The sequence below is a fragment of the Streptococcus sp. HMSC073F11 genome (genome assembly GCF_001810785.1).
Classification (GTDB): Bacteria; Bacillota; Bacilli; order Lactobacillales; family Streptococcaceae; genus Streptococcus.
This window is the reverse complement of record NZ_KV802692.1, coordinates 66,606-75,850: the sequence shown is the minus strand read 5'-3', so window position 1 is coordinate 75,850 and position 9,245 is coordinate 66,606. Positions and strand designations below refer to the sequence as shown.

The 9,245-nt window shown below is 41.0% G+C and carries 10 protein-coding genes, 1 tRNA gene, 1 other RNA gene and 1 pseudogene; all 13 read left to right on the top strand.

The window, feature by feature from the left end:
* Window position 1: 1 nt before the first annotated feature.
* Window positions 2-75: transfer RNA gene (locus HMPREF2764_RS06725), tRNA-Asn, on the top strand.
* Window positions 76-454: 379 nt separating this feature from the next.
* A complete protein-coding gene (gene comW, locus HMPREF2764_RS06720; RefSeq protein WP_000941923.1) occupies window positions 455-688 on the top strand; it encodes a sigma(X)-activator ComW in 234 nt (77 codons plus the stop codon).
* 233 nt (window positions 689-921) lie between these two features.
* Window positions 922-2,208, top strand: coding sequence for an adenylosuccinate synthase (locus HMPREF2764_RS06715; protein ID WP_004257634.1), 1,287 nt, complete (start codon window positions 922-924; stop codon window positions 2,206-2,208).
* Window positions 2,209-2,407: 199 nt separating this feature from the next.
* The gene (gene tadA / locus HMPREF2764_RS06710) at window positions 2,408-2,875 is read left to right on the top strand and encodes a tRNA adenosine(34) deaminase TadA (RefSeq protein WP_001110112.1); all 468 of its coding nucleotides are present in this window, start codon (window positions 2,408-2,410) and stop codon (window positions 2,873-2,875) included.
* A gap of 32 nt (window positions 2,876-2,907) precedes the next feature.
* Window positions 2,908-3,005: signal recognition particle sRNA small type (gene ffs, locus HMPREF2764_RS06705), an RNA gene on the top strand.
* Window positions 3,006-3,061: 56 nt separating this feature from the next.
* Window positions 3,062-3,505: a dUTP diphosphatase gene (locus tag HMPREF2764_RS06700; protein WP_020903279.1), complete on the top strand. Its 444-nt coding sequence runs from the start codon at window positions 3,062-3,064 to the stop codon at window positions 3,503-3,505.
* Window positions 3,465-4,022 carry a histidine phosphatase family protein gene (locus tag HMPREF2764_RS06695; RefSeq protein ID WP_186821164.1) on the top strand — a complete coding sequence of 186 codons (558 nt, stop codon included), beginning with the start codon at window positions 3,465-3,467 and terminating at the stop codon, window positions 4,020-4,022. Before HMPREF2764_RS06700 ends, HMPREF2764_RS06695 begins: the two co-directional genes overlap by 41 nt.
* 13 nt (window positions 4,023-4,035) lie before the next feature.
* Entirely contained in the window at window positions 4,036-5,397 is a 1,362-nt protein-coding gene (radA, locus tag HMPREF2764_RS06690; RefSeq protein ID WP_077804517.1) for a DNA repair protein RadA, read from the top strand.
* Between the two features lie 72 nt (window positions 5,398-5,469).
* Window positions 5,470-5,967, top strand: a complete 498-nt coding sequence (locus tag HMPREF2764_RS06685; RefSeq protein WP_070528259.1) for a beta-class carbonic anhydrase — start codon at window positions 5,470-5,472, stop codon at window positions 5,965-5,967.
* A gap of 24 nt (window positions 5,968-5,991) precedes the next feature.
* Window positions 5,992-6,807: a PrsW family intramembrane metalloprotease gene (locus tag HMPREF2764_RS06680; protein WP_070528255.1), complete on the top strand. Its 816-nt coding sequence runs from the start codon at window positions 5,992-5,994 to the stop codon at window positions 6,805-6,807.
* 145 nt (window positions 6,808-6,952) lie between these two features.
* Complete coding sequence (locus HMPREF2764_RS06675; RefSeq protein WP_000010168.1) at window positions 6,953-7,921, top strand: ribose-phosphate diphosphokinase; 969 nt, start codon at window positions 6,953-6,955, stop codon at window positions 7,919-7,921.
* 224 nt (window positions 7,922-8,145) lie between these two features.
* The gene (locus HMPREF2764_RS06670) at window positions 8,146-9,057 is read left to right on the top strand and encodes an Rpn family recombination-promoting nuclease/putative transposase (protein WP_070528252.1); all 912 of its coding nucleotides are present in this window, start codon (window positions 8,146-8,148) and stop codon (window positions 9,055-9,057) included.
* Window positions 9,041-9,245, top strand: a pseudogene (locus tag HMPREF2764_RS10190) (hypothetical protein); the annotation flags it as partial. The gene HMPREF2764_RS06670 and the pseudogene HMPREF2764_RS10190, both read left to right, overlap by 17 nt.

The following is a 9,245-nucleotide window of genomic DNA, read 5'->3' as shown; positions in this document are numbered from 1 at the left end:
ATCCGCCATAGCTCAGTTGGTAGTAGCGCATGACTGTTAATCATGATGTCGTAGGTTCGAGTCCTACTGGCGGAGTAGTTAAGAAAAAAGAGGTTTAGGCCTCTTTTTTTGTAATTAATAATCTATTTAGTGTTATTTGGTGTGAGATATTTTTGCTGAGTAAAGTTTCAGAGCCCTCCGTTTTCGATCAAGGAGATCTTTTTAGTACTTTAATTGAGGGTAGCGAAGAGGCTAAACGTTGCGGACTGTAAATATGATCCTTCGAGGGGTTCGCATCCTTCCGCTTCCATTATCTTAGTTTTTGAAATTTAGGTAGTATATTTGTTCCTATTCTGTCAACTTTTCCTATTTGTTATCTTTTTGAGGTTGGTATTTGAGCAATTCAGGATTTTATAATAACTGTTTATAATTTTTTGTTAGAATAAGGTCATAAAAAGAAAAGGAGTATATATTTATGCTACAAAGTATTTATGATCAGATGATGGATTTTTATAGAAATATTGAAGAAGAGTATGGTATGTTCTTGGGTGATAATTTTGATTGGGAACATGTTCATTTTAAGTTTTTGATTTATTATCTTGTCCGATATCGTATTGTGAGTCATCGGGATTTTATTGTTTACCATTATCGTGTTGCTTATCGTTTGTATCTTGAAAAATTGATAATGAAACAGGGTTTTGTTGCTTGATGAGACAGTATGAGTTAATTTCCGAACAACTTTTACTTTTTGTGGAAAAATAATGATAAATAGCCGGAATTTTTTCTAAAACATTTTTTAATAGTTGGAAATAGCAAATCTTTCTATTGTTTCTTCTTGATAAAAAGGCGATTTTTTCTTATAATAAATTGTAAGATATAATTGCAGGTGAGAGTCCTGCCATGTATGTGAGAAAGGAAGAGCCTGAGGGCTCAGACAAGATTATGACTTCAGTTGTTGTTGTAGGTACCCAATGGGGTGATGAAGGTAAAGGGAAGATTACAGACTTCCTTTCAGCGAATGCAGAAGTGATTGCGCGTTACCAAGGTGGTGATAATGCAGGTCACACGATTGTGATTGATGGCAAGAAGTTTAAATTGCACTTGATTCCATCTGGGATTTTCTTCCCTGAAAAAATCTCTGTTATTGGGAATGGTATGGTTGTAAATCCTAAATCTCTTGTGAAAGAGTTGAGCTATCTTCATGAGGAAGGTGTTACAACTGATAACTTGCGTATTTCTGATCGCGCGCATGTCATTTTGCCTTATCATATCGAGTTAGATCGTTTGCAAGAAGAAGCTAAGGGCGACAATAAGATTGGTACTACAATCAAGGGAATCGGTCCAGCTTATATGGACAAAGCTGCTCGTGTGGGAATTCGTATCGCGGATCTTTTGGATAAAGACATTTTCCGTGAGCGTTTAGAACGTAACCTTGCTGAAAAGAATCGTCTTTTTGAAAAATTGTATGACAGTAAAGCGATTTCTTTCGATGATATTTTTGAAGAATATTACGAATATGGTCAACAAATCAAGAAATATGTGACAGATACATCTGTTATTTTGAATGATGCGCTTGATAACGGTAAACGTGTGCTTTTTGAAGGTGCACAAGGTGTTATGCTAGATATCGACCAAGGTACGTATCCATTTGTTACGTCATCAAACCCTGTAGCTGGTGGTGTTACGATTGGTTCTGGTGTTGGTCCGAGTAAGATTGACAAGGTTGTTGGTGTATGTAAAGCCTATACGAGTCGTGTTGGAGACGGTCCTTTCCCAACTGAGTTGTTTGATGAAGTGGGAGAACGTATCCGTGAAGTCGGTCATGAATATGGTACAACAACTGGTCGTCCACGTCGTGTGGGATGGTTTGATTCAGTTGTGATGCGCCATAGCCGTCGCGTTTCTGGTATTACTAACCTTTCATTGAACTCTATCGATGTTTTGAGTGGTTTAGATACAGTGAAAATCTGTGTGGCCTATGATCTTGATGGCCAACGTATTGATTACTATCCAGCTAGTCTTGAGCAATTGAAACGTTGCAAGCCTATCTATGAAGAGTTGCCAGGTTGGTCAGAAGATATTACCGGAGTTCGTAATTTGGAAGATCTTCCTGAGAATGCGCGTAACTATGTTCGTCGTGTGAGTGAATTGGTTGGCGTTCGTATTTCTACTTTCTCAGTAGGTCCTGGTCGTGAACAAACAAATATTTTAGAAAGTGTTTGGTCCTAAGAGATTTTTAAGATTTGTTTAAGATAGGTCGGGTATACTATATACAGTTACAAGAAGACCTCCTAACTTGTTGTAACAAATATCCTAAACTTTTCTTTTTCATAATAATCTCCCTATAAAGTCACCGCATTCGGTGGCTTTTTTTGTCTTGGGATTCATGATATAATAATAAAATCGATAAGTAGTAAAAGGGAAATTGATGAATTATACAGTTGAAGAAAAAGAAGTCTTTATGAGGGAAGCTTTGAGAGAAGCTGAGATTGCTCTTGAACACGATGAAATTCCAATTGGTTGTGTGATTGTCAAGGACGGAGAAATCATTGGCCGTGGCCATAATGCGCGTGAGGAACTGCAGCGAGCGGTTATGCATGCGGAAATTATGGCCATAGAGAATGCGAATCTGAGTGAGGAGAGCTGGCGCTTGCTTGATTGCACGCTTTTTGTGACCATTGAGCCGTGTGTCATGTGTAGTGGGGCGATTGGCCTCGCCCGTATTCCAAACGTGGTCTATGGGGCTAAAAACCAGAAATTTGGCGCTGCTGGGAGTTTGTACGATATCTTAACAGATGAGCGTCTCAATCATCGTGTGGAAGTTGAAACGGGAATTTTGGAAGATGAATGCGCAGCTATTATGCAGGACTTTTTTAGAAATAGACGGAAAAAATAATTTTGCTTTTAAAATGAATAGGAATGTGATATAATAAATAGTGGAGCAACAGTTCTGCGTGAAGCGGGTCAGGGGAGGAATCCAGCAGCCCTAAGCGATTTGAATTGTGTGCTCTTTTTTTCGTGCTTTTTCCGAATAAATAAGATAGAATAATCTAGAATAAATGATAATAGAAAAGAGAAGATGATGAAAATTCGTGGTTTTGAATTGGTTTCGACTTTTACAGATAAAAATTTATTGCCCAAGCGTGAGACAGCGCATGCGGCTGGTTACGATTTAAAGGTTGCTGTACGTACGGTTATTGCGCCAGGAGAGATTGTCTTGGTTCCGACAGGGGTTAAGGCTTATATGCAACCGACTGAGGTTCTTTACCTTTATGATCGTTCTTCAAACCCTCGTAAGAAGGGCTTGGTTTTAATTAATTCAGTTGGGGTCATTGATGGGGATTATTATGGCAATCCTGGGAATGAAGGGCATATTTTTGCTCAGATGAAGAATATCACAGACCAAGAGGTTGTTCTTGAAGTTGGAGAACGTGTTGTCCAGGCTGTCTTTGCTCCTTTCTTAATTGCAGATGGAGATATGGCTGATGGCGTTCGAACTGGTGGATTTGGATCGACAGGGCACTAGGATGAAGATTATCTTTGTGCGTCACGGGGAGCCAGATTATCGTGAGTTAGAGGAGCGTTCTTATACGGGATTTGGGATAGATTTGGCACCCTTGTCTGATAAGGGACGGCAGCAAGTCCAGAAATTGAGCACCAATCCTTTACTCCCTTCAGCTGAAATAATCGTATCTTCTGCAGTCACAAGAGCTTTAGAAACGGCTTCTTATGTGGCTTGTGTTACTGGACTTCCTTTGAGAGTGGAACCATTATTGCATGAGTGGCAGGTCTATGAAAGTGGCACAGATAATTTTGAAAAAGCTCGTGCTATATTTCTAGAAAATAATGGGGAGTTACTTCCTAATAGTCCTATTCAATATGAGACAGCTGCGAAGATGAAGTCTCGTTTTCTAGAATGCATGGCTAAGTATCGAGATTACCAGACCGTGATAGTGGTAACTCACAACATGCTCATGCGTCAGTTTGTGACAAATGAGAAGATTGATTTTTGCCAAGTGATTGAGTGTGAGTTAGAAATATAGAAAGAGGTTTATCATCGCAAAGAAAAAAGCGACATTTGTATGTCAAAATTGTGGGTATAATTCACCTAAATATCTGGGGCGTTGCCCCAACTGTGGGTCTTGGTCTTCTTTTGTAGAAGAGGTTGAGGTTGCCGAGGTCAAGAATGCGCGTGTGTCCTTGACAGGGGAGAAAACCAAGCCCATGAAACTGGCTGAGGTGACTTCAATCAACGTCAATCGAACCAAGACGGAGATGGAGGAATTCAACCGTGTACTTGGAGGCGGAGTGGTACCGGGAAGTCTTGTCCTCATCGGTGGGGATCCTGGAATCGGGAAATCGACTCTTCTCCTACAAGTTTCAACACAGCTGTCTCAAGTGGGGACGGTTCTCTACGTCAGCGGGGAGGAGTCTGCCCAGCAGATTAAGCTACGAGCAGAGCGTTTGGGTGATATTGATAGCGAGTTTTATCTCTATGCAGAGACCAATATGCAGAGTGTTCGAGCTGAGGTGGAGCGCATCCAACCAGACTTCCTCATCATCGACTCCATTCAGACTATTATGTCTCCTGAGATTTCAGGAGTGCAGGGGTCTGTTTCTCAAGTGCGTGAGGTGACGGCTGAGCTCATGCAACTGGCCAAGACCAATAATATTGCTATCTTTATCGTAGGGCATGTAACCAAGGAAGGAACCTTGGCTGGTCCGCGTATGTTGGAGCATATGGTGGATACGGTGCTTTACTTTGAAGGGGAGCGCCACCATACCTTCCGTATTTTAAGAGCGGTCAAAAACCGTTTTGGCTCCACTAATGAGATTGGGATTTTTGAGATGCAGTCGGGCGGATTGGTTGAGGTACTCAATCCGAGTCAAGTTTTCCTAGAAGAGCGTTTGGATGGAGCAACTGGTTCATCAATCGTTGTGACCATGGAAGGGACGCGTCCGATTTTGGCGGAGGTTCAGGCCTTAGTAACACCGACCATGTTTGGAAATGCTAAGCGTACAACGACAGGACTTGATTTTAATCGTGCTAGCTTGATTATGGCTGTTTTGGAAAAACGGGCAGGTCTCCTCTTGCAAAATCAGGATGCTTATCTTAAATCTGCTGGCGGTGTCAAATTGGATGAACCTGCCATTGACTTGGCCGTTGCAGTTGCCATTGCTTCGAGTTATAAAGACAAGCCAACTAATCCTCAGGAATGTTTTGTGGGAGAATTGGGCTTGACTGGAGAAATTCGGCGTGTGAACCGTATCGAGCAACGTATCAATGAAGCTGCTAAACTGGGCTTTACTAAGATTTATGTACCAAAGAATTCCTTGACAGGAATCACTCCGCCCAAGGAAATTCAGGTCATTGGGGTGACAACAATTCAGGAAGTTTTGAAAAAGGTTTTTGCTTAATCTGTGACAAATCCTCTTAAAAATGATAAGATAGGAGAAATATTTGACTATCAAATTTTCAAGGAGGGAATCGTGTCGTATTTTGAACAGTTTATGCAAGCCAATCAGGCTTATGTTGCCCTACATGGGCAGTTAAATCTGCCACTTAAACCTAAAACTAGAGTAGCCATTGTGACCTGTATGGACTCACGTCTGCACGTTGCGCAAGCTTTAGGTTTGGCACTTGGGGATGCTCATATCTTGCGGAATGCAGGTGGCCGAGTGACTGAGGACATGATTCGTTCGCTAGTTATTTCCCAGCAACAAATGGGGACAAGAGAGATTGTGGTATTGCACCATACAGACTGTGGTGCTCAGACTTTTGAAAATGGTCCTTTTCAGGAGTATCTGAAAGAGGAACTAGGTGTCGATGTGTCAGACCAAGACTTCTTGCCCTTCCAAGATATAGAGGAGAGTGTGCGCGAGGATATGCAACTCCTTATCGAGTCTCCCTTAATACCAGATGATGTCATTATCTCTGGTGCCATTTACGATGTGGATACAGGAAGTATGATAGTCGTAGAATTATAAATACTTCATTTAGAAAGAAAGTGTATGAAGAAAAACAGTATTTTATTTATTTTTATTTTATTGCTATGTATTGGTTTGCAGTATGAAACCATCTACTATACGGATGGTTCGATGTCAGCTGCGGAATATGGACTAATGGGAGTTTCTATCTTTCTAGCTCTCTTTTACATGATTCCGGCTCTTTATTTCCTTTTCCATATTGGGAAAAAATGGGAATTGCCAAAGAAGGCCTTGATTCTGTCTTTATTGGGTGGGATGTTCCTTTCAGGCTGGTTGTCTAGCTTTGCTAATACCTATATTCATGATTTACTGGGCGTTCTTTTCCCAGATAGTGCATTTTTAAATGCCTTTGAAAGTGCGATTGTGGCTCCTTTGGTAGAAGAACCCTTGAAATTGTTACCACTTGTCTTTGTTTTAGCTTTGATTCCTGTGCGAAAATTAAAATCTTTGTTTTTACTAGGGATTGCTTCTGGTTTGGGATTTCAAATGATTGAGGATATTGGCTATATTCGTACGGATTTGCCAGAGGGATTTGACTTTACTATTTCGAGAATTTTAGAGCGTATCATCTCAGGAATTGCCTCTCACTGGACTTTTTCAGGTCTGGCTGTAGTAGGTGTTTACTTGCTTTACAGAGCCTATAAAGGTCAGAAGGTTGGCAAGAAACAGGGGCTTATTTTCCTAGGTTTAGCCTTGGGAACTCACTTCTTGTTTAATTCTCCTTTTGTTGAATTGGAGACAGAGTTGCCTTTAGCGATTCCAGTGGTTACGGCTATTACTCTCTATGGTTTTTATCAGGCTTATCGTTTTGTTGAGAAACACAATGAGTTGATGAACTAGAATATTTTTTAAAAGAATGATGCAAGGGTACAAATATGGTGCCCTTCTTTTATTTTTGATTGAAAAATAGTGCAAAAAGCGCTACAATGGTAAATGGAAAAATCTTGTGAAAAGCACAAGCGATACATATATACCGGAGGAAATCATGTCTTTTTCTGATTTAAAGCTGTTTGCCCTTTCTTCTAATCAAGAATTGGCAAAACGTGTAGCGCAGGAGATTGGGATAGAGTTGGGGAAATCAAGTGTTCGCCAATTTTCAGATGGAGAGATTCAGGTCAACATCGAAGAATCAATTCGTGGGAAACACGTCTTTATCCTACAATCAACTAGCTCGCCTGTAAATGACAATCTGCTTGAAATTTTGATTATGGTAGATGCTTTGAAGCGTGCGAGTGCAGAATCTGTCAATGTTGTCATGCCTTACTATGGGTATGCACGTCAGGATAGAAAGGCGAGAGCGCGTGAGCCAATCACTTCAAAACTTGTCGCAAATATGCTTGAAGTAGCTGGAGTAGATCGTTTGTTAACCATCGACTTGCATGCTGCGCAGATTCAAGGGTTCTTTGATATTCCTGTGGATCATTTGATGGGAGCTCCTCTGATTGCGGATTATTTTGAGCGTCGTGGCATGGTTGGTTCTGACTATGTGGTTGTCAGCCCAGACCATGGAGGGGTGACTCGTGCCCGTAAGTTGGCAGAATTTTTGAAAACATCTATCGCTATCATTGATAAACGTCGTAGCGTTGATAAGATGAATACCAGTGAAGTCATGAACATCATCGGTAAGGTCGAAGGTAAGACTTGTATCTTGATTGATGATATGATTGATACTGCTGGAACGATTTGTCATGCGGCAGATGCCCTTGCAGAAGCTGGTGCTGTTGAAGTCTATGCAAGCTGTACGCACCCAGTTCTTTCTGGTCCTGCTATGGACAATATCCAAAATTCAGCTATTAAGAAATTGGTTGTTTTGGATACCATCTATCTGCCAGAAGAGCGTTTGATTGATAAGATTGAGCAGATTTCAATCGCTCATCTCCTAGGGGATGCTATTGTGCGTATCCATGAAAAACGCCCACTTTCTCCACTTTTCAGTATTGAGAAAAAGATTTAATGACCAAGCCTGAGATAATTCTCAGGTTTTTTTCGTCTCTTTTGCGAATAAATAGATAGAGTCAGTGAATCTAGTAAAACTAGATTTAATACTCTTCGAAAATCAAATTCAAACCACGTTAACATCACCTTACCTTACTCAAGTACAGCCTGCGGCAAGTTTCCTAGTTTGCTCTTTGATTTTCATTGAGTATAAGACTGTGGTATAATAAAAGGAGGAAAAGGATGATTCTCAGACATCCGGGCATTAGCCCGACCAATGACTTAGTTGCTAAGAAAATCTTTAGCAATCCAGAAATCACTTGTCAATTTATTCGCGATATGTTGGACTTACCAGCCAAAAATGTAACCATTTTGGAGGGAAGCAATATTCACGTCTTGCCTTCCATACCTTACTCGGCGCAGGATTTCTATACCAGTATAGATGTTTTGGCGGAGTTGGACAATGGCACCCAAGTGATCATTGAAATTCAGGTGCATCATCAGAATTTTTTCATCAATCGCCTGTGGGCTTACCTGTGCAGTCAGGTCAATCAAAACCTAGAAAAAATTCGCCAACGAGAAGGTGATACACACCAGAGTTATAAACACATCGCACCTGTTTATGCTATTGCTATCGTAGATAGTAATTACTTCTCGGATGATTTGGCTTTTCATAGCTTTAGTATGCGCGAGGACACGACAGGTGAGGCTTTAACAATTACAAAAAATGGACAAGAAAACTATCTAGTCAAGATAGCATTCTTGGAATTAAAAAAATACAGAGAAACCAGCAAAGACGAGATTCGCAAGCCCTGGTTGGAGTTTTTTGGGAATAAACCCTTTACCCAAGAACCTGAGCGAGTCATCAGTCAAGCAGACCAACTGCTGGACTACAAGAGCTGGTCCGAGGAGGACAGGAAAATGTTTAGTGAACAACGCAGGCGTGAGGAACAAGCCTTGTTAGCACAGGACTATGCCTTGGAACAAGCCGAAGAAAAAGGCTTAGAGCGTGGTATTGAACGTGGTCGAGCTGAGGGAATCAAAGAGGGATTAAAAGTAGGTTTAGTAAATCTAGTTCATCAAGGTCTTCTGACTTCGAAGGTAGCTAGCGAGCAATTAGGTATGACGGTCTCTGAATTTGAGGCACTCTTATAAGACCATCACTAGTAATAGCGTTCTTGGAACTAAAAAATACAGAGAAACCAGCAAAGACGAGGTTCGCAAACCGTGGTTGGAGTTTTTTGGGAATAAACCCTTTACCCAAGAACCAGAGCGAGCTATCAGCCAAGCAGACCAACTGCTGGACTATAAGAGCTGGTCCGAGGAGGACAGGAAAATGTTTA

Bases quoted from the DNA above. Each gene is read 5' to 3' on its own strand.
- comW (WP_000941923.1), top strand. From the start codon at position 455: ATGCTACAAAGTATTTATGATCAGATGATGGATTTTTATAGAAATATT.
- HMPREF2764_RS06715 (WP_004257634.1), top strand. From the start codon at position 922: ATGACTTCAGTTGTTGTTGTAGGTACCCAATGGGGTGATGAAGGTAAA.
- tadA (WP_001110112.1), top strand. From the start codon at position 2,408: ATGAATTATACAGTTGAAGAAAAAGAAGTCTTTATGAGGGAAGCTTTG.
- HMPREF2764_RS06700 (WP_020903279.1), top strand. From the start codon at position 3,062: ATGAAAATTCGTGGTTTTGAATTGGTTTCGACTTTTACAGATAAAAAT.
- HMPREF2764_RS06695 (WP_186821164.1), top strand. From the start codon at position 3,465: ATGGCGTTCGAACTGGTGGATTTGGATCGACAGGGCACTAGGATGAAG.
- HMPREF2764_RS06680 (WP_070528255.1), top strand. From the start codon at position 5,992: ATGAAGAAAAACAGTATTTTATTTATTTTTATTTTATTGCTATGTATT.
- HMPREF2764_RS06675 (WP_000010168.1), top strand. From the start codon at position 6,953: ATGTCTTTTTCTGATTTAAAGCTGTTTGCCCTTTCTTCTAATCAAGAA.
- HMPREF2764_RS06670 (WP_070528252.1), top strand. From the start codon at position 8,146: ATGATTCTCAGACATCCGGGCATTAGCCCGACCAATGACTTAGTTGCT.